Raw genomic sequence first — 26,084 nt, 5'->3', positions numbered from 1 at the left:
TACGCAATGACGACATCTTCCCAAACTCCGCCCGCCGGGCCGCCGCCGCGCAAGCTGTCCTGGAACGATCCAGGCCTGCGCGCCCTGGTCTACCAGGTCGTCGCGCTGGCAGCCGTCGCCTGGGTGATCTGGTTCCTCGTTTCGAACACCCTGCATAACCTCGCGGTGCGCAATATCGCCACCGGCTTCGGCTTCCTCGGCCGCGAGGCCGGTTTCGCCATCGGCGAGACCTCCATCGACTACACGCCCGCCAACACTTACGGGCGCGCCATCCTTGTCGGCCTGCTCAATACGTTGCGCGTGGCCGTGATCGGCATCGTGCTGGCCACCATCCTGGGCACGCTGGTCGGGATCGGGCGCCTGTCCAAGAACTGGCTCGTCGCCAAGCTGGCCTCGGTCTATGTCGAGGTGATGCGCAACGTGCCGCTGCTGCTGCAATTGTTTTTCTGGTACGCCATCATCACGGAAAACATGCCGGGGCCCCGCCAGGCGCACCAGCCGCTGCCGGGCGTCTTCATTTCCAATCGCGGCCTCAAGCTGCCCGCCCTGCAAGGCGATGCGGTGGACTGGATGCTGGCGGGGCTGGGCGTGGCCATCGTCGCCATCGTCGCGCTGGCTCACTGGGGCAACAAGCGGCAGGAGAAAACCGGCCGCATTTTCCCGCTGACCCGCTGGGCGATCGCCCTGATCATCGCCCTGCCGGTGGTGGGCTGGCTGATCAGCGGCGCGTCGCTGACGCTGGACGTGCCGGTGCTCAAGGGCTTCAACTTCCAGGGCGGCATGACGCTGTCGCCGGAGTTCACGGCCCTGCTGGCGGGCCTGGTCATCTACACCGGCGCCTTCATCGCCGAGGTGGTGCGCTCGGGCATCCAGGCGGTCAGCCACGGCCAGACGGAGGCCGCCAGCTCGCTGGGCCTGCGCCGCGGCCTGGTGCTGCGCCTGGTGGTGCTGCCGCAGGCCATGCGCGTGATCATCCCGCCCATGACCAGCCAGTACCTGAACCTGACCAAGAACAGTTCGCTGGCGGTGGCCATCGGCTATCCGGACATCGTATCGGTGGTCAACACCACGCTGAACCAGACCGGCCAGGCCATCGAAGGCATTCTCATCATCATGGCCGCCTACCTGACGGTCAGCCTGTCGATCTCGATTTTCATGAACTGGTACAACAAGCGCATCGCGCTGGTGGAGCGTTGATATGGCTGGCTCCCACACTCCCACCGAAGCCCTGCCGCCGCCGTCGAACCAGGTCGGCGCGTGGGCCTGGGTGCATACCCGCCTGTTTTCCTCGCCGCTGAACATCCTGTTGACGGTGCTCATCGTCTGGGCCCTGTTGATGTGCGTGCCCGCCGCCATCGAATGGCTGTTCATCAAGGCCAATTTCTCGGCCTCGACGGCGCAGGAATGCCGCGCATCGGGCGGCGCCTGCTGGGCCTTCATTCGTGAAAAACACCGGCTGATCCTGTTCGGCACCTATCCCTACGACGAGCAATGGCGCCCCCTGGTCGCCACCTTCGTTTTGATCGGCGTGATCGTATGCAGCGCCGTGCGGCGCTTCTGGAAGCCCTGGCTGCTGTGGGTCTGGGTAGTCGGGCTGTCGCTCGTGGCCGTGCTGATGTGGGGGGGCGTGCTGGGCCTGACGCCGGTGGAAAACGCCCGCTGGGGCGGCTTGCCGCTGACCCTGATCCTGGCCACCTTCGGTATCGCCTTCGCCTTTCCCTTCGGCGTGCTGCTGGCGCTGGGGCGACGTTCGAAGATGCCGGCGATCAAGGCCTTGTGCGTGGTGTACATCGAGTTGATCCGCGGCGTGCCGCTGATCAGCCTGCTGTTCATGTCCTCGGTGATGCTGCCGCTGTTCCTGCCGGAAGGCTTCTCCATCGACAAGCTGCTGCGCGCGCAGATCGCCATCATCCTGTTCGCCGCGGCCTATATCGCGGAGACCGTGCGGGGCGGGCTGCAGGCCATTCCCAAAGGGCAGTACGAGGGCGCCGATTCGCTGGGCCTGACCTACTGGCAGCAGATGCGCAAGATCATCCTGCCGCAGGCGCTGAAGATCGTCATCCCGCCGCTGGTCAGCATCTTCATCGCGCTGTTCAAGGATACGTCGCTGGTGGTGATCATCGGCATCTTCGACCTGACGCTGGCGGCCAAGGCCGCGCTGTCGGACGCCGCCTGGCGCGGCTTCGGGGTCGAGGCCTACGTGTTCATCTCGCTGATCTATTTCATCTTCTGCTTTTCGATGTCCAAGTACAGCCAGGCGCTCGAACGCCGGCTGCGGCGCGGACACGAACGTTAATTCGCTAATTTCGCGGAGCGCATCCGGTGGGATGCGCCCGCCTCCAGGGGAGCACGCTCATGGCCGAGGCCATTATCCGCATGCAGGGCGTCAACAAGTGGTACGGACAGTTCCACGTCCTGCGCAATATCAATTTGAACGTCGAACCCGGTGAACGCATCGTCATCTGCGGCCCGTCGGGGTCGGGCAAGTCGACGATGATCCGCTGCATCAACCGGCTGGAAGAACACCAGCAGGGCCAGATCGTGGTCGACGGCACCGAGTTGACCAACGACCTGAAGAATATCGAGACCATCCGCCGCGACGTCGGCATGGTGTTCCAGCACTTCAACCTGTTCCCCCACCTGACGGTGCTGGAGAACCTGACGCTGGGCCCGGTGTGGGTGCTGAAGAAGTCCAAGGCCGAGGCCGAAGCCACCGCCATGAAGTACCTGGAGCGCGTGCGCATCCCGGACCAGGCGAAGAAATTCCCGGGCCAGCTCTCCGGCGGCCAGCAGCAACGCGTGGCCATCGCGCGGTCGCTGTGCATGAATCCCAAGGTCATGCTGTTCGACGAGCCGACCTCCGCGCTGGATCCGGAAATGGTGAAGGAAGTGCTGGACGTGATGGTGACGCTGGCCCAGGAAAGCGGCATGACCATGCTGTGCGTGACCCATGAAATGGGCTTCGCGCGCAAGGTGGCCAATCGCGTCATCTTCATGGACCGCGGCGAGATCATCGAGCAGAACGCCCCCGACGCGTTCTTCGACAATCCGCAGAACGAGCGCACCAAGCTCTTCCTGAGCCAGATCCTGCATTGACCGCCCTGGGGTTGACCTCCTTGGGGTTGGCCCCCTTGGGGTTGGCCCCCTTGGGGCGGCGGCCCGTCCGACGGTGACGGGCCAGGGTCTGTCGCCGGGGCAGGGCGCCAGCCTGTCCGGGGCGACTGCCTCTTCTTCCTGTTGCCACGCGCTGTTGTGCCGGCGCGCCAGAACGCCGGGTTTCTTGCAACACGGGCCTATCCGGCGTTTTGACGCCGTATGGGCCGGGTTATGCTACGCCCTGCTTACAAAATGCAATCCGAGAAGAGGAGCTCATCATGGCCATTCCTGCATGGGGCGCGCTGCGCCGCATTCTCCTGGGCAGCGCCCTGGCGCTGGCCGCCATCGCGCCAGGCCTGACCCAGGCCGCCGACTATCCCAGCAAGCCCCTGCGCTTCATCGTGCCGTATCCCCCCGGCGGTCCGCTGGACACCATGGCCCGCCTGCTGGCGGAGAAGGTGCGCGATTCGCTGGGCCAGCCCGTGATCGTGGAGAACCGCGCCGGCGCGGGCGGCAACATCGGCGCCGACCTGGCCGCCAAGGCCAATCCCGACGGCTACACGCTGGTCATGGGCGCGGTGGCGACCCACGCGATCAATCCCTGGTTGTTCGCCAACCTGCCTTACGACCCCATCAAGGATTTCGCGCCGGTCACCATCGTCGCCTCGGTGCCGAACGTGCTGGTCATGAACCAGGACTTCGCCAAGAAGAACCACATCGAGAAGCTGAGCGACCTGATCGCCTATGCCAAGGCCAACCCGGGCAAGCTGAACTATGGCTCCGGCGGCAATGGCAGCGCGGGACACCTGGCCGGTGAACTGCTGAAGGCGCGCGCCGGCATCAATGTCGAACACATCCCCTACCAGGGCGCCGCGCCGGCACAGCTGGCGCTGCTGTCGGGCCAGTCGGACTTCATGTTCGACAACCTGGCCGCGTCGGCGCCGCTGATCAAGGATGGCAAGGTCAAGGCCCTGGCCGTGACCACCACGGGACGTTCCTCCCTGCTGCCCGACGTGCCCACGGTGCAGGAAAGCGGCATCAAGGACTTCGACCTGGGCACCTGGTTCGGCGTCTTCACTACCGGCGGCACGCCCGCGCCCGTGGTGGACAAGCTGAACAAGGCCTATAGCCAGGCCCTGCTGCAGCCGGATGTGCGCCAGCGCTTGCTGACCATGGGCTCGGAAATCAAGCCCATGGGCGAAAAGGAATTCGCCGATTTCGTGGTCCGCGAGAAGGACAAGTACAAGGAAATCGTCAAGCTGTCGGGCGCCAAGCTCAACTGATCGCGATGGGTTCAGGCTGCCGCCTTGCGTATGGCCGGCAGCATTTCCGACGGATCGGGACGGCGCGTGTAGTCGGGGTTGACCTCGGCGTAGACGATGGTGCCGTCGGGCGCAATGACGTAGCGGGCCGGCATGGGCAGCGTCCAGCTTGGGTCGCCGTTGAATGCCGGCAGGTCGTTCTTCAGCGACTTGTATAGATCGACCAGGTAGTCCTGCAACGCGAAGCGCAGGCCGAATGCCGCGGCTACATCGTTGCGCGTGTCCGACAGGATCGGAAAGTCCAGCTGGTTCTGCCGCCGCGACTTGCGGCTGTTGGCCGCCAACTGGGGCGAGATGGCCACGACACTGGCGCCCGCCGCGTGGATCTCCGGCAACGCGGCCTGTATTGCTTGCAGCTCCATATTGCAATACGGGCACCAGACGCCACGGTAGAACGTCACCACCAAAGGCCCCTGCCGTAGCAGGCCTGCGGAGGACACCGGTTTGCCGTCCTGGTCGTCGAGCGTGAAGGCCGGAGCCTGCTCGCCGGCTTTCAGCGCCCGCCCTGCCGCCCCGGACGCGATAAGTTCTGCCGTAGCGCGATGCATGGTGTCGATCACCGGGCGCGGTACGCTGTATGGGGGCTTGCCTGCCTCGAAATCAGCTTTGAAAGCATCGAGTTGGTCTTGCAGCGACATCGTGGATTCCTTGGGAAGGTAAATTGAAAAAGGACGAAGCAGTCCTTGAGGCTGCTTCTTGCGAGAACTCAAGCGAAGGCAGCATCGAAACTGCGACGTCGGCCGCGCTGATTTGCCTTTTGGGGTAGCACGTTTCAGCGAGACGCAATGGGATTCTGGACCCGCCTTTGAGGGAATGGCAGATGGCCGATAGCTATAATGTCTATTCCTTGAAGGAATGACGTGGACCGGTTTTTGGCAATGACTACCTTCGTGCACGTGGTGGACGCGGGTTCTTTTTCCGGGGCCGCACGGGTGCTGCAGGTCGGGCAACCGGCGGTCTCCAAGATGGTGACGCAACTGGAGGGGCGGCTGGGGGTGAAGTTGCTGCTGCGCTCCACCCATGGGCTGGCGCCCACCGAGGCAGGCTTGCGCTTCTATGAGCGCGCGCGTGCGGCCATCCAGGAGGCGGACGAGGCCGACCAGGCCGCCCGGGGAGAGGGAGTAGGACTATCCGGCCGGCTGCGCATCTCGGCCGCCCCCACCTTCGCGCGGCTGCACGTCATCCCGCATCTGCCGCGGTTTCTCGCCGCGCATCCCGGATTGGAGGTGGACGTGGTGCTGGACGACCGCACGATTGACCTGATCGCCGAAGGCATCGACGTTACGCTGAGGATGGGGGCGTTGGCCGATTCGGGGACCGTGGCGCGCAAGCTGGCGTCATCGCGCCGGTCGGTGCTCGCCACGGCCGAATACCTGAAGCGAGCAGGCACCCCGCGCGTTCCTGCCGACCTGGCGGATCATGAAACAGTCGTCTTCAGCCAGTTGAACAACGTATGGGCCTTCCGCCGTGAAGGCGCCGAGACGTCGGTGCTCGTACGTGGCCGAGCCCGATTCAGCGCAGCCGAAGGTATCCGTGCCGCGGTGCTGGCGGACATGGGCCTGGCAATCGCTTCCGACTGGATGTTTGCGCCTGAGTTGGCCGATGGCCGGATACTCCGCTTGCTGGAGGACTGGTCGCTTCCCGACATCGACCTATGGGCGGTGTTTCCCACTGGACGTCTTGCCACCGCGAAGGCGCGCGCGTTCGCCGAGTTCGTCGAGGGGCTGATGCGCGGAACGCTGCCGGCCTGAGACCGACGCTCAGGCCGCCTTGGGCTTGCGTCCGCGCGAGATTCCCGCGCCGGCCTCGGGCTTGAGTTCGGCCAGCATGGGCGCCGACGCCAGCACCATGGCCGCGATGGCCAGGAAGGCGCAGGCGAAATCGAAGTGCTCCGCGTGCGTGCGGCCCGACAGGCTCATCGACAGTTGCATGACGCCCGCCGCCAGGGCCACGCCCGCCGCGCGCGGCAAGTTCTGCGCCATGCCGAAGAAAGACGTGGCGGCGGACAGCTTTTCTCCCGGCACGTCGGCATAGGCCAGCGCATTCATGCACGCGAAGTTCAGCGAGCGCGCCAGCCCCACGCAGACCAGCAGTATGAATATCGCCATCTCCGGCCAGGCCGGCGTCAGCGTGGCGCACGCGGCCAGCATGGCGGCGAACGCGAATGTCCCGCCCAGCAGGATGCTGCGCACGCGGAAGCGCTGCAGGAAGAATTGCGTCATCGGACGCATGCAGAATGCGCCGATGGCGCTGGCGAAGGAGATGAGCCCGCTGCGCGAGGCGGACAGGCCGAAGCCCAGCTGCAATGTGATGGGCACCAGGAAAGGCATGGCGCCCGCGCCCGCGCGGAACAGGCTGCCGGCCACGGTCGAGGCCTTGTAGGTGGGGATGGACAGCAGGGAAAAGTCGAGGGCCGGGTGGTCCACCCGGCGGCAATGCCAGATGGTCAGGCCGAACAGCGCCAGCCCCGCCGCGATGGCCAGCCAGGACCAGGCGTCCGGCACGATGCCGCGGCCCACGGTTTCCACGCCGACCATGAAGATGCTCAACGCGGCGCCCACCAGTGTCATGCCAGGCACGTCCAGCGCGGGCGGCCGTTCGGTCTCGCTGGGTGGAATCAGGCGCGCCACCAGCACCATCCCGAGCAGCCCTATGGGCAGGTTGATCCAGAAAATCGCGCGCCACGAGAACGTATCGGTCAGGAAGCCGCCCAGCGGCGGCCCGATCACGGGCCCCAGCATCGCCGGCATGGACAGCCATGTGGTGGCCGACAGCAGGTCCTCGCGTCGGACGCCGCGCAGCAGCACCAGGCGGCCCACCGGCACCATCATGGCGCCGCTGATCCCTTGCAGGATGCGCGCGACGATCAGCCATCCCAACCCGCCCGACAGCGCGCAGGCGCAGGACGATGCCGTGAACAGCGCGATGGCGGACATGAAGACCCGCTTGGCGCCGTAGCGGTCGGCGACCCAGCCGCTGACGGGCACGAACACCGTCATGGCCACCAGGTAGGAAGTGATCGCGGCGCTGAGGTGCACCGCGTTGACGTTCAGGTCGCGCGCCATATCGGGCAGCGCGGTGGCGATGGCGGTGCTGTCGATGTTCTGCATGAACAGCGTGGTGGCCACCACCATCGCGATGACCCGGAAGTTGCGATGCGGAGTCACGGTTGCTGCTTGCCCTTGGCCCAGCCCTTGCTCAGCGACACGGCCTGGCGCCAGCGCTCGAGCCGTGCCTGGCGCCGGTCGTCCGACCACGTGGGTTCAAAACGGCGTTCCGCTTGCCATTGCGCCGCGAATTCGTGCTGGTCCTGCCAGAAGCCCACCGCCAGGCCGGCCAGGCCCGCCGCGCCCAGCGCGGTCGATTCCGCGACGCGGGGCCGGACCACGGGCACGCCCAGGAGATCGGCCTGGATCTGCATCAGCAGGTCGTTGCGCGCCGCGCCGCCATCCACCCGTAACTCGGACAGCGGGGCGGGGCTGTCGGCGTTCATCGCCTGCAGCAGCTCGGTGCTTTGCAGCGCGATCGATTCCAGCGTGGCGCGCGCCACGTGCGCCCGCGTGGTGCCGCGCGTCAGGCCGATCAGCAGGCCGCGCGCGTAGGGATCCCAATGCGGCGCGCCCAGGCCGGCGAAGGCGGGCACCAGAAAGACATCGTCGGCGTCCGGCACGCTGCCGGCCAGCGCTTCGACGTCGGCCGATTTCGGGATGATGCCCAGGCCGTCGCGCAGCCACTGCACCGCCGCCCCGGCCATGAATACGCCGCCTTCCAGCATGTAGGTGGTCTTCCAGGGCGTCGCGCCGGGCAGGCCCCAGCCCACGGTCGACAGCAGTTGGTGGCCGGACCGGGCCGCCTGCCCGCCCACGTTCATCAGCATGAAGCAGCCGGTGCCGTAGGTGTTCTTGGCCATGCCCGGCTGGAAGCAGGCCTGGCCGAAGGTGGCCGCCTGCTGGTCGCCGGCCACGCCCGCGATGGGGATGGGGCCGCCGAAATATTCCGGCAGGCAGTGGGCAATGACGCCGCTGCTGGGCGCGAGGGACGGCAGCACGCTGCGCGGGATGTCCAGGCGTTCCAGCAGTTCGTCGCTCCAGTCCTGCTTGTGGATGTCGAACAGCAGCGTGCGCGAGGCATTGCCGGGGTCCGTGCTATGCACCTGGCCGCCGGTCAATTGCCACACCAGCCAGCTGTCCACGGTACCGAAGGCCACTTCGCCCCGCTCGGCGGCGGCGCGGGCGCCGGGCACGTTATCCAGCAGCCAGGCCAGCTTGGTGCCGGAGAAATAGGCGTCCAGGACCAGGCCGGTGCGTTGCTGGAGCCAGTCCGCGTGTCCGGCCGCGCGAAGTTCGTCGCAGCGGGGCGCGGTGCGGCGGTCTTGCCAGACGATGGCGCGCGACAGCGGCGCGCCGCTGCGACGGTCCCAGATCAGCGTGGTTTCACGCTGGTTGGTGATGCCGATGGCGGCGATGTCCGCGGCCGTGGCGCCGGCGTTGCGCAAGGCTTCGCGCGCGACGGCGAGCTGGCTGCGCCAGATTTCCTCGGGATCGTGCTCGACCCAGCCCGGCTGGGGATAGTACTGGCGGAATTCGCGCTGGCCCGTGGCCCGGACTACGCCGGCACGGTCGAACAGGATGGCGCGTGAACTCGTGGTGCCCTGGTCCAGGGCAAGAATGTATTCATTCTTCATTGTCGTTGTTCATCCTTCCGGCCGCCTTGCGGTTGCGGCCATTCACCTGGTCGCCAGCGGTGGGCTCCAGGCGGCGGAAAGAGAAATACGACAACGCGCACAGGATGCCGATGACGATGAAACCGCTGACGGTGTCTCCGACCGATAGTGTATCGGCTCCCCGCAGGGCCATGCTGACGTTCAGGGTCACCGCGGCGACGCCCACTCCTAGGCTGATGCCCAGCTGCTGCGCCATGGCGGAAAAACTGCTGGCGCGGCTCATGAGCTGCGGCGGGATATCGGCGTAGGTGAGGGTGTTGACGCCGGTGAACTGCAGCGACCGGAAGAAGCCGCCGATCAGCAGGATGAGGATCATCAGCCAGGCAGGCGTGCCGGGGCGGAACAGGGCGCAGGCCACGATGAAGGCGCCGGTCAGCAGGGCATTGATGGTGAGCACGCGGCGAAAGCCGTAGCGGCGCACGATGGGCGTGGCCACGAACTTCATCAACAGGGCGCCCGCGGCGCCGGCGAAGGTGATCATGCCGGCGGAGAACGGCGACAGGCCGAAACCGATCTGCAGCAGCATGGCCAGCAGGAAGGGCGTGGCGCCCACCGTGAACCGGCAGAGATTGCCGGCCAGGGTGGAGATGGCGAAGGTGGGGATGCGCATCAGCGACAGGTCGATGATGGGGTAGTCGATCGAGCGCGAGTGGCGCACGTACCAGAAGCCGCAAACCAGGCCCACCGCGATCACGCCCATCAACTCGCCGCTGCTCATGACGTCTCGCCCCACGGCCTCGAAACCGGTCACCAGCGTGGCCAGGCAGATGGCGCTGAGGAAAAAGCCCAGCCAGTCCAGCCTGGGCGGATCGGCGTCGCGCACTTCCTTGATGTAGCGCAGGGTCAGCGCGATGCCGAACACGCCCATCGGGACATTGATGAGGAAAATCCAGTGCCAGGATGCGTAGGTGACCAGGAAGCCCCCCAGCGGCGGCCCGATCACCGGTCCCAGCAGCGCCGGGATGGACAGGAAGGACATGGCCTTGAGCAGGTCTTCCTTGGGCACCAGCCGCAGCAGGATGATGCGGCCCACGGGGACCATCATGGCCCCGGCTATCCCCTGGGCGATGCGGGACAGCACCAGTTGCGCCAGGTCTTGCGAAATGGCGCAGGTCACCGAACTGAGCGTGAACAGGACGATGGCGGCAATGAATACGCGCCTTGCGCCGAAACGGTCGGCCGCCCAGCCACTGATGGGCACGAACACCGCCGCCGCCAGCAGGTAGGACGTAATGGCCACGTTCAGCCGCACCGGCGTGGAAGACAGCGAGGCGGCCATGGCCGGCAGGGCGGTCGCCACCACCGTGGCGTCGAGCATTTGCATGAACAGCGCGCAGCCCACGATAAAGGGGATCATGCGGGCGGCGCGCAAGGCATCAGGGTCTTGGTCTGGGGCGGCGGAAATGGCTGAGGACGAGGCGGACATGGAGACGGGATGGCGCGGCGGAGGGCGACGGCGTGAGCTTGCGTATTGTAAACCGGGGCCTCTGGCGGACTGCTTAACGCCTGGCGGACGGGAGGTGTCCGGGGGGACGGGGTGTCCATTGGGTGGACACGGCTGGCGGGTAGGACGCCCCGGCGCCGGGACGGCGCGGGACGGGGCCGCCTGTCCGGGCAGGGAACTGGCCGGCCCAGGCAGTCGGGTCGCCGGCTTGGACCGCCGACTTGGGCCGCCGTGAAGTAAACTGGCGGCAATACAACCCACCAACCCACCCACCACCATTGGTGCCATGGCCAAAACCTACGAGTCCGAGATCACCCTGTTCCTGAAGCAATACAAACAGGCCCATCCCGATGTCGAAAAGCGCCAGCGCGAAGGTCGCGGGCTGCTCTGGGACAAGCCGCAGGATCCCGAACTGCTCGAGGGATTCCGCGCCGCCCGCGTGCAGCAGAAGCCTTACGTCTACGCAGCGGACTGACGCGCTCAGTCCCGGCCATGCCGCAGCATCCCTCCGTGCCGGGTTCGGACCTGGCCGCGCTGGTGGAACCCTCCGTGGATAGCACGCCCGACGTCGTCGACAGCGTGGCGTTCGCGCGCCTGTACGGCGAGCCGTTGTTCAAGCTGCCCCAGGATCTCTATATCCCGCCCGATGCGCTGGAAATCTTCCTGGAGGCCTTCGAGGGGCCGCTGGACCTGTTGCTGTACCTGATCCGCAAGCAGAACTTCAATGTGCTGGACATCCCCATGGCGGATGTCACCCGGCAATACCTGTCGTATGTCGAACAGATCCGCGTGCACAACCTGGAGTTGGCGGCGGAATACCTGCTCATGGCGGCGATGCTCATCGAGATCAAGTCGCGGATGCTGCTGCCGGTGAAGAAAAGCGATACCGGCGAGGAAGTCGAGGATCCGCGCGCCGAACTGGTGCGGCGCCTGCTCGAATACGAACAAATGAAGCTGGCGGCGCAAAAGCTGGACGCGTTGCCGCAGCTGGGTCGCGATTTCTCGCGCGCGCAAGCCGTGGCCGACCTCACCGTCGAACGCGCCATGCCGGATGTCAGCCCCGAAGACCTGCGCCAGGCCTGGGCCGACATCATGAAGCGCGCCAAGCTCAACGCGCACCATCACATCACGCGCGAACAGCTGTCCGTGCGCGACCACATGACCCACATGCTGCGGCGCCTCAACGACGTGCGCTTCATGGAGTTCACCGACATGTTCATGGAGCGCCTGGACGAAGGCGCGCCGGCGGCGGTGGTGGTCGTGCACTTCATCGCCATGCTGGAGCTGGCGCGCGAGTCGCTGCTGGAAATCACCCAGGCCGAGCCCTACGCGCCCATCTACGTCCGCCTGGCCTATACCAGCGTGGCGCAGGCGGCCTGAGCTTTTTCCAGGCCGCGGCCTTATCCGGAGACATTCTTGAAAGTCGTACACACCATCCAGGAGCTGCGCGACCACTTGCGCGGGCAGACGCGCGTTTCGTTCGTGCCGACGATGGGCAACCTGCATGCGGGCCATCTGGCGCTGATGAAACTGGCTCGCCAGCATGGCGATCCCGTGGTGGCGAGCATCTTCGTCAATCGCCTGCAATTCGGTCCTTCCGAGGATTTCGACCGTTATCCCCGTACGCTGGCCGAGGATATCGAAAAGCTGGAGCGCGAGCGCGATGTGTACGTCCTGTTCGCGCCGGACGAAAAAGAGATGTATCCGGAGCCGCAGAATTATCGGGTGCAGCCGCCCGATGATCTGGGCGACATCCTGGAAGGCGAATTCCGGCCTGGGTTTTTCAAGGGCGTCTGCACGGTGGTGCTGAAGCTGCTTTCCTGCGTGCAGCCGCGCGTGGCGGTGTTCGGCAAGAAGGATTACCAGCAATTGATGATCGTGCGCGCCATGTGCCGCCAATTCCAGTTGCCGGTCGAGGTGCTGGCGCATGAAACGGTGCGGGCTGACGACGGCCTGGCGCTGTCCTCGCGCAATCGCTACCTGACCGACGCCGAGCGCGCCGAGGCGCCGCGGCTGTACGCCCAGTTGCAGGCCATGCGCCAGCAGGTGGCGGCGGGCCAGCACGACGTCGCGGCCCTGGAGCAGGAAGCCGCCGGCGCCCTGGCCGCGCGCGGCTGGCTGGTGGACTATATGTCGCTGCGTCGCCAACGCGATTTGAAGGCGCCCGACAGCGCCGACTTCCAGACGGGCGAACCGCTGGTGGTCCTGGCGGCCGCCAAGCTGGGCAATACGCGCCTGATCGACAACCTGGAGCTGTAGGACGCCGCTGTCCACCCCTGTAAGTTCTGGCAGCTTCCCGGCCCTGCGGGGGCATGCAAGACTGCCTTCCACCTGACATGGAGGAAGGACAGCATGATGGCTCGTATGCATGTGGCGCATGTGGCGGCGATGCCCGCACCCGCTTCTCCGCGCGCTTCTCTGCGCTTGGCCGGCCCTGTTGGCGTATCAGTTGGCTTATCGGTCGGCGCATCCGCCGGCTCATCTGTCGGCGCATCGGCCGGGTCTTCCGGCCTCGTGACCTGTCCGGACGGCTACCCGCCCCAGGGAAATCTCACGCGCCGCGAAAGGGATATCCTGCCTTACCTGGTCAGCGGGAAGTCCAACAAGTACATCTCCATCGAACTGTCGATATCGTCGCGCACGGCGGAAGCCCATCGCGCCAATATCCTGCGCAAGATGGGGGTGCGTTCCACCATGGAGCTTGCCTGTCGGGTATGCCCGCACCGGAGGGCGCGGGAGTAGGACAGGGCGCTACCGCATTCAGCTACCGCACTTCGGCGCGGTCTGCTTGGACAGCTCGTCGATGGGATCGATGTCGGGCTGGCGCGTCAGCGTGTAGTTCAAATTCGGCGCGACACCGGCCAGGGCGCGCAGGCGTAGCACGTTATTGGCCGCGACCACGAATTCGGCGCGCGAACTGCCGTCGGCCCTCGTCAGGAAGACGCGTGGCGGCTTCTCGTCGGTGGCTTCCCAGCACCCTTGTTCGGCAACCGATTTTTCCTTGTTGGCGGCGTCGGCCAGGTAGGCGGAACGGCCGCGCCAACGACCATTGGGCGCCAACGTCAGGGTGATGCGCTGGGCTTCGCAGTTCAGGCCGGCGGCGAAACAGGGCAGGGTGCCCATGTAGGTCTGCGGCTGGGGCACCAGCTTGCTGCCCGGCTGCGCGGCCGGCGGGGGCGCGGGCGTGTCGGCGCTGGCGACGGCAACCGGCGCGGGCTGGCCGTCCTCGGCCACATGGCCTTCCTGCATGGCGCGTTGTTGCTGCGCCGCGGCTTGCTGCTGCTGGCTGGGCGTGGGCGGCTTCAGGTCGATCTGCAATTGCGAAGGGGCGCGGACCACCGGGCGGTAGCCGGCCCCGGTGGCATTGTATTGTGCGTCTCCCTGGGTGCTGGCAGCCGGCGGATCGTAGTAGCCGGGCTCGCGTTGCTGGGCGCAGCCAGTCAGTGGACCCAGCACCGCCAGGGCGATGACACTGGCGGCCGTCAGGCTCGTACGTGCGGAAACTGGGGCAGGCGTGAGAGGTTCGAGCGCGGCGGGCATGATGTATCCAGGAATCAAAAAGTTAAAGGTAATTCTACGCATGATTGTGACACTGCGGGCGACGGTATTTTGACCGGGCGCCCTCGCCGGCGGATGGCTGTGTCCATGGCGACGCAGCGAGTCCCGCGGCCGCCGGGTGTCGCGGCATTTTGACATTCGGGCGCCTGGCTGAATAATGCGCGTCGACGGCCGCCGCAACGGCCCTTCAAGGAGCGACATGCAGTCCACACCTGCCATCGACATGACGAGCGCGATTTGCCTGGCCGCCCTGGTGGGCCTGGTCGTCGGGTCCTGGCTCACCACGGTCGTCGAACGCCTGCCCCGGATCATGGACTACGACTGGGAGGCGCAATTCCGCGAGTGGCGCGGCGAGGACATGCCGGTGGACGAGGAACGTCCCAGCCTGTGGCGGCCCGCCAGTCGCTGCCCTGCCTGCCAGGCGCCGATCACGGGCTGGCGCCGGCTGCCGCTGGTCGGCTGGCTGCTGCTGCGAGGCCGTTGCGCCGATTGCGGCCAGCCCATCGCATGGCGTTACCCGGCGCTGGAATGCCTGACGGCCGTGGGCTTCGCCGCCTGCGTCTGGCGCTTCGGCCCGGGCGCCCAGGCCTTGTGGGCCATGCTGCTGGTGGCGGCCTTGCTGGCCCTGGCCTGGATCGACATGGACACCGGCCTGCTGCCGGACGCCATCACCCTGCCGCTGTTGTGGGCCGGCCTGCTGGTGAATGTCGCCGGCACGTTCGCGCCCGCGGGCCAGGCCGTGCTGGGCGCGGCCGTGGGCTACGGCATGCTGTGGCTGCTGTTCCACGGTTATCGATTGATGACCGGGCGCGAGGGCATGGGCTACGGCGACTTCAAGTTATTGGCGGCCCTGGGCGCCTGGCTGGGCTTGGCGGCGCTGCCGCTGATGCTGCTGGCGGCGTCCCTGGCCGGCGCATTGGTGGGCCTGTTGCTGATCGCCACGCGGCGCGCGCGGCGTGGCCAGCCGCAACCCTTCGGCCCTTACCTGGCGGCGGCTGGTATCGTGGCATTGTTCGGTAGCGGCATTTCGACGGGCTGGCCTTTCTAGCCCCCTGCCGGAAAGCAGAAGCGCAACCATGGGTAACCAGACGCAAACACACACACCGCCATGAGTTCCACCGCATCCCCTCCGCGTTTGAAAATCGGCCTGACCGGCGGCATCGGTTCGGGCAAGAGCCGTGTTGCGGATCTCTTGTCGGAGTGGGGCGCCAGCGTGATCGATACCGATCAGATTGCTCATCGCTTGACGGCGCCAGGCGGCGCCGCGATGCCGGCCATCGAGCAGGCCTTCGGCCCGCGCGCGCGCCGCGCCGATGGGGCGCTGGACCGCGACTGGATGCGAGAACAGGTATTCGGGGATGCGCAAGCGCGCGCGCGGCTGGAGGCTATCCTGCATCCGCTGATCGGCCAGCATGTCGAAGCGCAAGCCGTGGCGGCCCAGGGTTGCTACGTGGTTTTCGTCGTGCCCTTGCTGATTGAGTCGGGACGGTGGGCGCAGCGTGTCGATCGCATATGCGTTATCGATTGCGATCCCGATACACAGATTGCCCGCGTGCAGTCGCGTAGTGGGCTGACGATATCCACCATCCAGCGTATTATGGCGGCACAGGTCGCGCGGGCAACCCGCCTGGCGGCCGCGCACGACGTGATTCTCAACGACGGCGCGACCTCGCCGGAACAATTGCGCGCGCGGGCGAAAATCCTGCATGAACAGTGGTGCATGTTGGCGGCGTCCATGAATCGCGGCGCATGATGTTTCCCCAAACCATTCCGGCCGTGGCCGGTTTAATGACGGACCTGTATCGAGCGTGATTCTTTACGAATATCCCTTCAACGAGCGTATCCGGGCATACCTGCGCCTCGAATACCTCTTCGACCGGTTGTTCTATTTCGCCCGGCCCGGCGACGCCAAGAATCATCAGATCGCAGTCGCGACCATATTCGATATTCTCGATGCCATCGAGCGTACCGACATCAAGACTTCGGTATTGCAGGACATGGAGCGTCAGCGTCTGCAATTGGCGGCCTTGCGCGATCATCCGGGCGTGTCCCAAGATGCGCTCGAGGGCATGCTGCGCGAAATGGAAAGGACGACCAGCGCCTTGTCCACCCAGGGCAAGGCGGGCCAGCCGCTGCGCGAAAACGAATGGCTGGTGAGCCTGCGTGGCCGCCTGGCGGTGCCGGGCGGGGCCACGCAGATCGAAATGCCCTCCTACCATGCCTGGCAGCACAAGCCCGAAGAGGCACGCTGCGCCGACCTGCAGGCCTGGATCGCTCCCCTCAAGCCCCTGAGCGAAGGCGTGACCATAGGCTTGCGCCTGCTGCGCGAGTCCGGCCGCAAGCAGGAAGCGACGGCCGAACAAGGCGCGTTCCAGCAAATGCTCGGTGGTCGTTCCCACCAGCTGCTGCGCGTCTGGGTCGCGGACGAGGTTGGCGTCTTTCCCGAGATAAGCGCCAATAAGTACATGATTTGGATAAGGTTTTCTACCCAGGGCGGCGAATTGAAGCCACAGCAGGTAAACCGCGACGTCACGTTCCAGATGTCGCTTTGCAGCACCTGAGCCGCGGCCGGCCGCGGCGCCTTGTTCAGGGCGCGATCGGGCTGGCGTCTTCCGCTGCGGGCAGGCGCACCTTGACCCTGGAATCGCCCCGGATTTCGTAAATTAATAGTGAAAAGACTGTCGGATTGCTGATGGCGCCCCATTTCGCGCCCAAATCCTGTTGCGGTCGATTTCAAATCTCAGACCCCTACATATAAAAACCCGGGGCATTGATGGACAATAGCGGCTCTTTTTGCCGAATAGACGTCGGATGCCCATCAAATGGTTGAACCTACTGCCGCCACCAAGTCCGCCCGCACACGCCGCCGCGTGATCGGCTGGACGATAGTCGTCCTGATCGTGGCCGGTATCGCATGGCTGGTCCTGCGACCGGCCAACCAGGGGGGAAGGGGGCCGCGCAATGGCCAGCATGCAGCCGCCAGCGCCCCGGGCGCCACGGGCGCACCCACGGGCGGGACGCCCCAGGCGGCCGGGGCCCAGGGGCAGCAGCAGGGTGCCCAGGGTGGCGCGGGCCGAGGCCCGCGCCCGGGCGGCCGGGCCGCCGGCCCGGCCGGCGCCGGCATGGGCGAAGCCGCGGTACCCGTGCGTGTCTTTACCGCCGCCACCCAGGACATGGATATTTCGCTGCCTGCCCTGGGCACCGTCACCGCCTACAACACCGTGACCGTGCGCAGCCGGGTCGACGGCGAACTGGTCAAGGTGAATTTCAAGGAAGGCCAGTATGTGAAGGCGGGCGACGTCCTGGCGCAGGTCGATCCCCGGCCTTATGAGGTCCAATTGGCCCAGGCCCTCGGCACGCAGACCCAGAACCTGGCGCAGCTGGACAACGCCCGCCGCGATCTCGCGCGCTACCAGGCCCTGTTGAAGCAGGAATCCATCGCCAAGCAGCAGGTCGACACCCAGGCCGCGCTGGTGCGCCAATACGAGGGCACGGCCAAGACCGACCAGGCCAACGTCGATTCGGCCCGCTTGCAGCTGACCTATGCGCGTATCACCGCGCCCCTTACCGGACGCCTGGGGCTGCGCCAGGTGGACCAGGGCAACCTCGTGTCCTCGGGCGATACCAACGGCCTGGTGGTGATCACGCAGACGCAGCCCATCGCGGTGGTCTTCACCCTGCCCGAAACGCAGCTGCCGGCGGTACGCGAGCAGTTGCGCGCCGGGCATGCCATGGAAGTTTTCGCCTACGACCGGGCCAATACCAAGCTGCTGTCCTCCGGTACGCTGGAGACCCTGGACAACCAGATAGACGTGACCACCGGCACGCTGAAACTGAAGGCGCGCTTCGATAACACCGACGACATCCTCTTCCCCAACCAGTTCGTCAACGTGCGCCTGCATGTCGAGACGCGCAAGGGCGTGACCGTCATTCCCAATGGCGCCGTCCAGCGGGGTTCCAAGGGACCGTTCGTGTTCGTCGCGCAACCCGACAACACCGTCGTGGTGCGCCAGCTGAAGCTGGGCCCCGTCAACAACGATATGGTCGCCATCGAAGACGGCCTGAAGCCGGGCGACCGCGTGGTCACCGAAGGCACCGACCGCCTGCGTGCCGGCGCCAAGGTGGAAGTGGTCACCGATCCCACCAGCACCATTCCCGCCACGCCCGGCGCCGCGCTGGGCGCGGAGCCGGGCGCCAGCACCGCCGTGCCGGCCAGGACCACGCCGTGAGTCCGTCACGCATCTTCATCCTGCGGCCGGTGGCCACCACCCTGTTGATGGTGGCCATCCTGATCGCGGGCGTGATCGCCTATCGGCTGCTGCCGGTGGCGGCGCTGCCCGAGGTCGATTATCCGACCATCCAGGTAGTGACCCTGTATCCGGGCGCCAGCCCGGACGTCATGACCTCGCTGGTGACATCGCCGCTGGAGCGCCAGTTCGGCCAGATGCCGGGGTTGAACCAGATGTCGTCCACCAGTTCGGGCGGCGCTTCCGTGATCACCCTGCAGTTCAGCCTGAATCTATCGCTGGACGTGGCCGAGCAGGAGGTGCAGGCCGCCATCAACGCGGCGTCCAACCTGTTGCCCAACGACCTGCCGGTGCCGCCGACCTACAACAAGGTCAACCCCGCCGACGCGCCCGTGCTGACGCTGGCGATCAGTTCGCCCACCATGCCGCTGCCGCAGGTGCGCGACCTGGTCGAAACGCGCATGGCGCAGAAGCTGTCCCAGGTGCCGGGCGTGGGCCTGGTCAGCATCGCCGGCGGGCAGCGGCCGGCCGTGCGCGTGCGCGTCAATCCACAGGCGCTGGCGGGCAATGGCCTGTCGCTGTCGGACCTGCGCACCGCGATCGTCGGCGCCAACGTCAACCAGCCCAAGGGCAACCTGGACGGGCCGATGCGCTCGACCACCATCAACGCCAATGACCAGCTGAAGACGCCGCTCGACTACAACGACCTGATCATCGCCTATCGCAACAACGCCCCCCTGCGCCTGTCGGACGTCGCGCAGACCGTGCAGGGCGCCGAGGATATCCGGCAGGCCGCCTGGGCGGGCGACAAGCCGGCCATCCTGCTGAACGTGCAGCGCCAGCCGGACGCCAATGTGATCGACGTGGTCGACCGCATCCAGGCCTTGATGCCGCAGCTGCGCCTGGCCCTGCCGGCCACGCTGGACGTGAGCGTGGTGGCGGACCGTACCCAGACCATCCGCGATTCCATCAGCGACGTGCGATTCGAACTGCTCCTGTCCATCGCGCTGGTGGTGATGGTGACGTTCGTGTTCCTGCGCAGCCTGACGGCCACCTTCATTCCCAGCGTGGTGGTGCCGCTCTCGTTGGTGGGCACGTTCGGCATCATGTACCTGGCTGGCTTCACGGTGAACAACCTGACGCTGATGGCGCTGACCATCGCCACCGGTTTCGTGGTCGACGACGCCATCGTCATGATCGAGAACATCGCGCGCCACCTGGAAGAGGGCGAGACGCCCTTGCAGGCGGCGCTCAAGGGCGCGGGGCAGATCGGCTTCACGCTGATCTCGCTGACATTCTCGCTGATCGCCGTGCTGATTCCCCTGCTCTTCATGACGGAAGTGGTGGGACGGCTGTTCCGCGAGTTCGCCATCACGCTGGCGGTGTCCATCCTGATATCGCTGGTGGTGTCGCTGTCCTTGACGCCGATGATGTGCGCGCGCCTGCTGCGACCCGAGTCCGAAAGCCGCCATGGCCGCTTCCACCGGGCCACCGGCGCCATGATAGACAAGCTGATCGCCGGCTATGACCGCCTGCTCAAGGTCGTGCTCAATCACCAGCCGCTGACGCTGCTGGTGGCGCTGGGAACCTTCGTCCTGACCGCGCTGCTTTACCTGATGGTGCCCAAGGGCTTCTTCCCGCCGCAGGACACGGGCATCATCCAGGCAATCACCCAGGCGCCGCAAAGCATTTCGTTCTCGGCCATGGCCCAGCGCCAGCAGGAAGCGGCCAAGATCATCCTGGCCGACCCGGATGTGGCCACCATATCGTCCTTCATCGGCGTGGATGGCAGCAATTCCACCGTCAGCGCGGGACGCATGCAGATCGTGCTGAAGCCGCGCGAATCGCGCCGCGACGCCATGGCCGACGTGATCGCGCGCCTGGGCGAGTCGCTGGCCGGCATGCAGGGCATGACCACCTATATGCAGCCGGTCCAGGACCTGACGATCGAGGACCGCGTCAGCCGCACGCAGTACCAGATGACGCTGTCCAACCCGGACCTGAAGGTGCTCAGCGAGTGGACGCCCAAGGTGATCGAGCGCCTGTCGCGCCTGCCGGAGCTGGCCGACGTCACCGACGATCTGCAGGACGAGGGGCTGCAAACCTATGTCGATATCGACCGCGACGCCGCGTCCCGCCTGGGCATTACGGCGGCGACGATAGACGAGGCCTTGTACGACGCTTTCGGGCAGCGGCTGATTTCCACCATCTTCACGCAGTCGGCGCAATACCGTGTCGTCCTCGAGGTCATGCCGCAGTTCAGCCGCGGCCCGGATGCCCTGTCGCAGATCTACGTTCCTACGGCGGGCGGCGCCCAGGTGCCGCTTTCCAGCGTCGCGCACATCTCCGAAAGCCACACGGTGCTGGCCGTCAACCGGCTCGACCAGTTCCCGATGGTGACCGTGTCCTTCAACCTGGCGCGGGGCGCGTCGCTGTCGGGCGCGGTCAAGGCCATCCAGGCCGCCGAGCAGGAACTGGGCCTGCCGGCCGGCATCGAGACCCGGTTCCAGGGCGCGGCGGCGGCGTTCCAGTCTTCGTTGACCAGCACGCTGTGGCTGGTGCTCGCGGCCATCGTCACGATGTATATCGTGCTGGGCGTGCTGTACGAAAGCTTCATCCACCCGGTCACCATCCTGTCGACGCTGCCGTCGGCCGGCGTGGGCGCCTTGCTGGCGCTGCTGCTGACCGGCAAGGAACTGGACATGATAGGCATCATCGGGATCATCCTGCTGATCGGCATCGTCAAGAAGAACGCCATCATGATGATCGACTTCGCGCTGGATGTCGAACGCAAGCGCGGCCTGGCCCCGCGCGAGGCCATCCACGAGGCCGCCTTGTTGCGTTTCCGACCCATCCTCATGACCACGCTGGCGGCACTGTTCGGCGCCGTGCCCTTGATGCTGTCGACGGGAACCGGCTCTGAACTGCGCCAGCCGCTGGGGCTGGTGATGGTGGGCGGCTTGCTGTTCAGCCAGCTGCTGACCCTGTTCACCACGCCGGTCATCTACCTGATGTTCGATCGCATGGGCCAGCGCTGGCGCGCCCGTCGCGCGCGCCGCGGTAGCGACGCGGCCGAGGTGCCGCGATGATCCTGTCGGCGCCCTTCATCGTCCGGCCGGTGGCCACCACGCTGCTCTCCCTGGCGGTGGTGCTGGCTGGCGCGCTGGCCTTCGCGCTGTTGCCGGTGGCGCCGCTGCCGCAGGTGGACATTCCCACCATTTCGGTGACGGCGCAGCTGCCGGGCGCCAGTCCGGAAACGATGGCATCCAGTGTCGCGACGCCGCTGGAGCGCGCCCTGGGATCGATCGCCGGCGTCACGGAAATGACGTCCAGCAGCACCCAGGGCACCACCCGCGTGACGCTGCAGTTCGACCTCAAGCGCGATATCAACGGCGCCGCGCGCGACGTGCAGGCCGCCATCAATGCCTCGCGCACCTTGCTGCCCACCAGCCTGAAGAGCAATCCGACGTACCGCAAGGCCAATCCCTCGGACGCGCCCATCATGACGCTGGCGCTGACCTCGCCCACCCACACCCAGGGCGAGCTGTACGACCTGGCGTCCACCATCCTGGCGCAGAAGCTGTCGCAGGTGGATGGCGTCGGCGACGTGACCGTGGGCGGCAGCTCGCTGCCCGCGGTGCGGGTGGAACTGCTGCCCGGCGCGCTCAGCAACCAGGGCGTTTCGCTGGACGAGGTGCGCACCACGCTCGCCAACGCCAATGCCAACCGCCCCAAGGGCTTCGTCGAGACCGACGACAAGCACTGGGTCATCATGGCCAGCGACCAGCTAAGCAAGGCCGACCAGTACAAGCCGCTGATCGTGTCGTGGAAGAATGGCGCGGCGGTGCGCCTCTCGGACGTCGCCAACGTCACCGATTCGGTGGAGGACCTGTTCCAGACGGGGTTCTACAACAACGACAAGTCCATCCTGCTGATCGTGCGGCGCCAGGCGGACGCCAACATCATCGACGTGGTGGACGCGGTGCGCGCCCAGCTGCCGCAGCTGGCGGCCCAGATGCCGGGTGGCGTCGACCTGCGCGTGGCGCAGGACCGCACGCCCAGCATCCGCAGTTCGCTGCACGAGGCGGAGATGACGCTGATCATCGCCGTGCTGCTGGTCATGATGGTGGTGCTGGTATTCCTGCGCAGCTGGCGCGCGGCGCTGATCCCCAGCATCGCCGTGCCGGTGTCGCTGGTTGGCACGTTCTCCATCATGTACCTGTGCGGCTACACGCTGAACACCATCTCGCTGATGGCGCTGATCGTGGCTACCGGTTTCGTCGTCGACGACGCCATCGTGGTGGTGGAAAACGTCATGCGCCATGTGGAGCGCGGCATGACGCCGATGCGGGCGGCGCTGCGGGGCGCGCGCGAAGTGGGTTTCACCGTCCTGTCGATGAGCCTGTCGCTGGTCGCGGTTTTCATTCCCATCCTGTTGATGGGCGGGGTGGTGGGGCGCCTGTTCCGCGAGTTCGCCGTCACGCTGTCGGCGTCCATCATGGTGTCGCTGGTGACGTCGTTGACGCTGACGCCCATGATGTGCGCGCGCATGCTGCGCCCGGAAGCCGGCCGCGAGGAGCGTCCGCCGGGACGGCTGGCGCGCTGGTCCGAGCGGGGCTTCGCCTGGCTGGGCAAGCTGTACGAGGACACGCTGGCCTGGACGCTGCAGCACAGCTTGCTGATGGTGTTCGTGCTGCTCGTCACGATCAGCCTGAACGTCTATCTGTACGTGCACGTGCCCAAGGGCTTTTTTCCGCAGCAGGATACCGGCCAATTGCTGGGCTTTTTCCGCGTGGACCAGGGGACGTCCTTCCAGGCCACGCTGCCCAAGCTGGAATACATGCGCAAGGTGGTGCAGGCGGACCCCGCCGTGCAGAGCATGACGGGCTATGCGGGCGGGCGCGGGGGCAGCAACAGCAGTTTCATGCAGATCCAGCTCAAGCCGCTGGCCGAACGCGGCGTGTCCTCGGACACGGTGATCGACCGCCTGCGCGGACGCTTGCAGAGCATTCCCGGCGCGCGCATGTTCCTGGTGGCGCAGCAGGACATCCGCATCGGCGGCCGTTCCAGCAGCACCGGGTCCTACGACTATGCCCTGATGGCGGGCGACCTGCAGCTGCTGCGAACCTGGATGCCGCGCGTCCAGCAGGCCCTGGCCTCCCTGCCGGAACTGGTCGACGTCGATACGGACGTCGAGGACAAGGGGCAGGAAGTCGACCTGGTCATCGATCGCGATGCCGCCACGCGGCTGGGCGTGGACATGGCCGATATCTCCGCGGTGCTGAACAACTCCTTCAGCCAGCGGCAGGTTTCCGTGATGTATGGCCCGCTGAACCAATACCATGTGGTGATGGGCGTGGAGCAGCGTTTTGCGCAAAACGCCGAGTCCCTGAAGAACATCGACGTCGTCACCAGCAGCGGCGCGCGCGTGCCGCTGGCCGCCTTCGCCCGTTTCCAGGTCGGATCCGCGCCGTTGAGCGTGCAGCACCAGGGCTTGTTCGTGGCGGACACCATCTCCTTCAGCCTGGCGCCGGGCGTTTCCCTGGGGCAGGCCAGCGCGGCGGTCGACGCTGCCGTGGCGCGCATCGGCCTGCCGTCGGACCAGATCCAGGCCAGCTTCCAGGGCACGGCGGCGGCCTTGCAGCAGACGCTGGCGCAACAGCCCTGGTTGATCCTGGCGGCGCTGGTCACGATGTATATCGTGCTGGGCATGCTCTATGAAAGCTTCGTGCATCCGCTGACCATCCTGTCGACGCTGCCGTCGGCCGGCATCGGCGCCTTGCTGGCGCTGCTGCTGGTGCGCATGGAATTCTCCATCATCGCGTTGATCGGCGTCTTCCTGCTGATCGGCATCGTCAAGAAGAACGCCATCATGATGGTCGACTTCGCGCTGGACGCCGAGCGGCGCCATGGCCTGAACCCGCGCGACGCCATTTTCCAGGCCTGCCTGACCCGGTTCCGGCCCATCCTGATGACCTCGATGGCGGCCATCTTCGGCGCCTTGCCCCTGGTGCTGGCCACGGGTACCGGCGCCGAGTTCCGCCAGCCGCTGGGCGTGACCATCGTCGGCGGGCTGGTGGTCAGCCAACTGCTTACGCTGTACACCACGCCCGTGATCTACCTGTATCTCGACCGGCTGCGCCATTGGGCGCGGCGCCGCCAGGCTTCCCGCGCCGTGGCGATCACTTCCGATTATTCATGATGCGCCTTTCCTTTCCTCCTTCGTATACGCGCGCCGCGCGCCTGCTGCCCGCGCTGGTCCTGTGTGGCGCGCTGGGCGCGTGCGCGGTGGGCCCGGACTACGTGCGTCCCGGCGTGGAGGTCGGCGCGGCGTTCAAGGAAACCCAGGCCGGTGCGCCCGGCTGGACGCCCGCGCGGCCCGGCATCGCGCTGGACAGCGCGTGGTGGCACGTCTACGGCGACCCGGTGCTGGATGGGTTGATGGACCGCCTGAACGCGGCGAACCTGGACATCGTGCAGGCCGAGGCGAACTACCGCCAGGCGCAGGCGCTGGTGCGCGGCGCGCGCGCGTCCTTTTTCCCGACCGTGGGCGCGAACGCCGGCGTCAGCCGCGCCGGCAGTGGCGGCGGCACCGGCAGCGGCAGTACGGGCACCGGTTCGGTGAGCAATACGTTTTCCTTGGGCGGTACGGTCAATTGGGAGGCCGACCTGTGGGGTTCCATACGCCGCAATGTCGAGGCCAGCCAGGCCGGCGCCCAGGCCAGCGCCGCCGATCTCGCCGCCGCCCGACTGAGCGCGCAGAGCACATTGGCGCAGGACTACTTCCGGCTGCGCATACTGGATGAACAGAAGCGCCTGCTGGAGGAGACCGTGGTCGCCTACGAACGGTCCCTGACCCTGACGCAGAACCGCTTCAACGTCGGAGTGGCGGGCAAGGCCGACGTGGCGGTGGCGCAGACGCAGCTGGAGAACACGCGCGCCAACCTGGTCGACCTCGAATGGCAGCGCGGCCAGTATGAGCATGCCATCGCCGTGTTGATGGGCGTGGCGCCTTCCACGTTCGCGCTGCAGGCGCAGCCCTTCAAGCAGCCTGTGCCGGATATTCCCATGGGCCTGCCCTCGCAGCTGCTGGAGCGTCGTCCCGATGTGGCGGGAGCCGAGCGTCGCACGGCGCAGGCCAATGCGCAGATCGGCGTCGCCGTGGCGGCCTGGTTCCCCGACCTGACGCTGTCGGCCACCGGCGGCTTTCGCAGTGGCGAATTCGCGCAATGGCTGACGGCGCCGGCGCGCTACTGGTCCATCGGTCCCGCCCTGGCGGCCACCTTGTTCGACGGCGGCTTGCGCAACGCGCAGATCGATTCGGCGCGCGCGGCCTACGACGCGCAAGCCGCCGCGTATCGCCAGATCGTGCTGGGCGCATTGCGCGAAGTGGAGGATTATCTTATCCAGTTGCGCGTGCTGGCGAACGAGCAGGTGGTGCAGCGGCGCGCCCTGGAGTCCGCGCGGCAGTCGCTGCTGTACACGCGCAACCAGTACGAGCAGGGCTTGATCGACTATCTCAGCGTCGCCACCGTGCAGGCTACCGCGTTGTCGACCGAGCGCAATGCCATCAGCCTGGTGGGCGACCGCCTGATTGCCAGCGTGCAGCTTGCCGCCGCCTTGGGCGGCGGCTGGGACGGCAATGTCCAGCCCAAGCTGGCGGCGGAAAAATGATGGATAGCAGCAAAAAGCCA

The 26,084-nt window shown here is 66.5% G+C and carries 21 protein-coding genes; 16 read left to right on the top strand and 5 right to left on the bottom strand.

Features of this window, described 5'->3' with window-relative positions; genetic code table 11:
• The first annotated feature begins 6 nt into the window (after positions 1-6).
• The 4 genes from C7R54_RS24995 to C7R54_RS24980 all read left to right on the top strand — a co-directional run bounded on the left by C7R54_RS24995 (position 7) and on the right by C7R54_RS24980 (position 4,379).
• Entirely contained in the window at positions 7-1,197 is a 1,191-nt protein-coding gene (locus C7R54_RS24995; RefSeq protein WP_129153480.1) for an amino acid ABC transporter permease, read from the top strand.
• Between the two features lies 1 nt (position 1,198).
• On the top strand, positions 1,199-2,296 hold the full coding sequence (locus tag C7R54_RS24990; protein ID WP_129153478.1) for an amino acid ABC transporter permease: 1,098 nt from the start codon (positions 1,199-1,201) through the stop codon (positions 2,294-2,296).
• 59 nt (positions 2,297-2,355) lie between these two features.
• On the top strand, positions 2,356-3,096 hold the full coding sequence (locus C7R54_RS24985; RefSeq protein WP_129153476.1) for an amino acid ABC transporter ATP-binding protein: 741 nt from the start codon (positions 2,356-2,358) through the stop codon (positions 3,094-3,096).
• A 278-nt stretch (positions 3,097-3,374) separates the two neighbouring features.
• The gene (locus C7R54_RS24980) at positions 3,375-4,379 is read left to right on the top strand and encodes a Bug family tripartite tricarboxylate transporter substrate binding protein (protein WP_129153474.1); all 1,005 of its coding nucleotides are present in this window, start codon (positions 3,375-3,377) and stop codon (positions 4,377-4,379) included.
• Between the two features lie 11 nt (positions 4,380-4,390).
• Here C7R54_RS24980 and C7R54_RS24975 read toward each other — a convergent pair whose 3' ends face one another.
• Positions 4,391-5,056, bottom strand: coding sequence for a peroxiredoxin-like family protein (locus C7R54_RS24975; RefSeq protein WP_129153472.1), 666 nt, complete (start codon positions 5,054-5,056; stop codon positions 4,391-4,393).
• 222 nt (positions 5,057-5,278) lie between these two features.
• Between C7R54_RS24975 and C7R54_RS24970 the strand changes: the two genes are divergently transcribed.
• On the top strand, positions 5,279-6,169 hold the full coding sequence (locus C7R54_RS24970; protein ID WP_129153470.1) for a LysR family transcriptional regulator: 891 nt from the start codon (positions 5,279-5,281) through the stop codon (positions 6,167-6,169).
• 9 nt (positions 6,170-6,178) lie between these two features.
• Here the strand turns inward: C7R54_RS24970 and C7R54_RS24965 are convergent, their stop codons facing one another.
• The 3 genes from C7R54_RS24965 to C7R54_RS24955 are packed head-to-tail and all read right to left on the bottom strand — an operon-like array spanning position 6,179 to position 10,498.
• Complete coding sequence (locus C7R54_RS24965) at positions 6,179-7,585, bottom strand: MFS transporter (protein WP_377815416.1); 1,407 nt, start codon at positions 7,583-7,585, stop codon at positions 6,179-6,181.
• The gene (gene glpK, locus C7R54_RS24960) at positions 7,582-9,102 is read right to left on the bottom strand and encodes a glycerol kinase GlpK (RefSeq protein WP_129153469.1); all 1,521 of its coding nucleotides are present in this window, start codon (positions 9,100-9,102) and stop codon (positions 7,582-7,584) included. Before glpK ends, C7R54_RS24965 begins: the two co-directional genes overlap by 4 nt.
• Positions 9,092-10,498, bottom strand: a complete 1,407-nt coding sequence (locus tag C7R54_RS24955; RefSeq protein ID WP_192903739.1) for a DHA2 family efflux MFS transporter permease subunit — start codon at positions 10,496-10,498, stop codon at positions 9,092-9,094. Before C7R54_RS24955 ends, glpK begins: the two co-directional genes overlap by 11 nt.
• A gap of 373 nt (positions 10,499-10,871) precedes the next feature.
• Here C7R54_RS24955 and C7R54_RS24950 point away from each other — a divergent pair, with 373 nt between their 5' ends.
• From C7R54_RS24950 to C7R54_RS29080, 4 genes are all read left to right on the top strand, one after another.
• Entirely contained in the window at positions 10,872-11,060 is a 189-nt protein-coding gene (locus C7R54_RS24950; RefSeq protein WP_129153465.1) for a DUF3460 family protein, read from the top strand.
• Between the two features lie 17 nt (positions 11,061-11,077).
• A complete protein-coding gene (locus C7R54_RS24945; protein ID WP_129153463.1) occupies positions 11,078-11,965 on the top strand; it encodes a segregation and condensation protein A in 888 nt (295 codons plus the stop codon).
• A 36-nt stretch (positions 11,966-12,001) separates the two neighbouring features.
• Positions 12,002-12,844 (top strand): pantoate--beta-alanine ligase, encoded by an 843-nt coding sequence (panC, locus tag C7R54_RS24940; protein ID WP_129153461.1) that lies wholly within the window; start codon positions 12,002-12,004, stop codon positions 12,842-12,844.
• 93 nt (positions 12,845-12,937) lie between these two features.
• Positions 12,938-13,327 (top strand): LuxR family transcriptional regulator, encoded by a 390-nt coding sequence (locus tag C7R54_RS29080; RefSeq protein ID WP_240039700.1) that lies wholly within the window; start codon positions 12,938-12,940, stop codon positions 13,325-13,327.
• Between the two features lie 18 nt (positions 13,328-13,345).
• Here the strand turns inward: C7R54_RS29080 and C7R54_RS24930 are convergent, their stop codons facing one another.
• Entirely contained in the window at positions 13,346-14,125 is a 780-nt protein-coding gene (locus tag C7R54_RS24930; protein ID WP_129153460.1) for a copper resistance protein NlpE N-terminal domain-containing protein, read from the bottom strand.
• A 217-nt stretch (positions 14,126-14,342) separates the two neighbouring features.
• Between C7R54_RS24930 and C7R54_RS24925 the strand changes: the two genes are divergently transcribed.
• The 7 genes from C7R54_RS24925 (at position 14,343) to C7R54_RS24895 (ending at position 26,064) form a co-directional block, all read left to right on the top strand.
• Positions 14,343-15,191: a prepilin peptidase gene (locus C7R54_RS24925; RefSeq protein ID WP_129153458.1), complete on the top strand. Its 849-nt coding sequence runs from the start codon at positions 14,343-14,345 to the stop codon at positions 15,189-15,191.
• 60 nt (positions 15,192-15,251) lie between these two features.
• Positions 15,252-15,896 (top strand): dephospho-CoA kinase, encoded by a 645-nt coding sequence (gene coaE, locus C7R54_RS24920; RefSeq protein WP_129153456.1) that lies wholly within the window; start codon positions 15,252-15,254, stop codon positions 15,894-15,896.
• Positions 15,897-15,951: 55 nt separating this feature from the next.
• Positions 15,952-16,704 (top strand): cell division protein ZapD, encoded by a 753-nt coding sequence (zapD, locus tag C7R54_RS24915; RefSeq protein WP_129153454.1) that lies wholly within the window; start codon positions 15,952-15,954, stop codon positions 16,702-16,704.
• A 261-nt stretch (positions 16,705-16,965) separates the two neighbouring features.
• The gene (locus C7R54_RS24910; protein WP_129153452.1) at positions 16,966-18,372 is read left to right on the top strand and encodes an MdtA/MuxA family multidrug efflux RND transporter periplasmic adaptor subunit; all 1,407 of its coding nucleotides are present in this window, start codon (positions 16,966-16,968) and stop codon (positions 18,370-18,372) included.
• Positions 18,369-21,479 carry an MdtB/MuxB family multidrug efflux RND transporter permease subunit gene (locus C7R54_RS24905; protein ID WP_129153450.1) on the top strand — a complete coding sequence of 1,037 codons (3,111 nt, stop codon included), beginning with the start codon at positions 18,369-18,371 and terminating at the stop codon, positions 21,477-21,479. Before C7R54_RS24910 ends, C7R54_RS24905 begins: the two co-directional genes overlap by 4 nt.
• On the top strand, positions 21,476-24,592 hold the full coding sequence (locus C7R54_RS24900; RefSeq protein WP_129153448.1) for a multidrug efflux RND transporter permease subunit: 3,117 nt from the start codon (positions 21,476-21,478) through the stop codon (positions 24,590-24,592). Before C7R54_RS24905 ends, C7R54_RS24900 begins: the two co-directional genes overlap by 4 nt.
• Complete coding sequence (locus C7R54_RS24895) at positions 24,592-26,064, top strand: efflux transporter outer membrane subunit (protein ID WP_240039716.1); 1,473 nt, start codon at positions 24,592-24,594, stop codon at positions 26,062-26,064. Before C7R54_RS24900 ends, C7R54_RS24895 begins: the two co-directional genes overlap by 1 nt.
• Positions 26,065-26,084: the final 20 nt, after the last annotated feature.

Origin of the sequence: Achromobacter aloeverae (assembly GCF_004121055.1) — a bacterium.
In the GTDB taxonomy this organism is placed as follows: Bacteria; Pseudomonadota; Gammaproteobacteria; order Burkholderiales; family Burkholderiaceae_B; genus Bordetella_C; species Bordetella_C aloeverae.
The sequence above is the reverse complement of the archived record's forward strand: the minus strand, read 5'-3'. Positions and strand labels throughout refer to the sequence as shown.

Bases quoted from the DNA above. Each gene is read 5' to 3' on its own strand.
- C7R54_RS24985 (WP_129153476.1), top strand. From the start codon at position 2,356: ATGGCCGAGGCCATTATCCGCATGCAGGGCGTCAACAAGTGGTACGGA.
- C7R54_RS24925 (WP_129153458.1), top strand. From the start codon at position 14,343: ATGCAGTCCACACCTGCCATCGACATGACGAGCGCGATTTGCCTGGCC.
- C7R54_RS24895 (WP_240039716.1), top strand. From the start codon at position 24,592: ATGCGCCTTTCCTTTCCTCCTTCGTATACGCGCGCCGCGCGCCTGCTG.
- C7R54_RS24995 (WP_129153480.1), top strand. From the start codon at position 7: ATGACGACATCTTCCCAAACTCCGCCCGCCGGGCCGCCGCCGCGCAAG.
- coaE (WP_129153456.1), top strand. From the start codon at position 15,252: ATGAGTTCCACCGCATCCCCTCCGCGTTTGAAAATCGGCCTGACCGGC.
- C7R54_RS24955 (WP_192903739.1), bottom strand. From the start codon at position 10,498: ATGATCCCCTTTATCGTGGGCTGCGCGCTGTTCATGCAAATGCTCGAC.
- C7R54_RS24930 (WP_129153460.1), bottom strand. From the start codon at position 14,125: ATGCCCGCCGCGCTCGAACCTCTCACGCCTGCCCCAGTTTCCGCACGT.
- C7R54_RS24900 (WP_129153448.1), top strand. From the start codon at position 21,476: ATGATCCTGTCGGCGCCCTTCATCGTCCGGCCGGTGGCCACCACGCTG.
- glpK (WP_129153469.1), bottom strand. From the start codon at position 9,102: ATGAAGAATGAATACATTCTTGCCCTGGACCAGGGCACCACGAGTTCA.
- C7R54_RS24950 (WP_129153465.1), top strand. From the start codon at position 10,872: ATGGCCAAAACCTACGAGTCCGAGATCACCCTGTTCCTGAAGCAATAC.
- C7R54_RS24945 (WP_129153463.1), top strand. From the start codon at position 11,078: ATGCCGCAGCATCCCTCCGTGCCGGGTTCGGACCTGGCCGCGCTGGTG.
- C7R54_RS24975 (WP_129153472.1), bottom strand. From the start codon at position 5,056: ATGTCGCTGCAAGACCAACTCGATGCTTTCAAAGCTGATTTCGAGGCA.
- C7R54_RS24990 (WP_129153478.1), top strand. From the start codon at position 1,199: ATGGCTGGCTCCCACACTCCCACCGAAGCCCTGCCGCCGCCGTCGAAC.
- C7R54_RS24980 (WP_129153474.1), top strand. From the start codon at position 3,375: ATGGCCATTCCTGCATGGGGCGCGCTGCGCCGCATTCTCCTGGGCAGC.
- C7R54_RS24910 (WP_129153452.1), top strand. From the start codon at position 16,966: ATGGTTGAACCTACTGCCGCCACCAAGTCCGCCCGCACACGCCGCCGC.
- C7R54_RS29080 (WP_240039700.1), top strand. From the start codon at position 12,938: ATGATGGCTCGTATGCATGTGGCGCATGTGGCGGCGATGCCCGCACCC.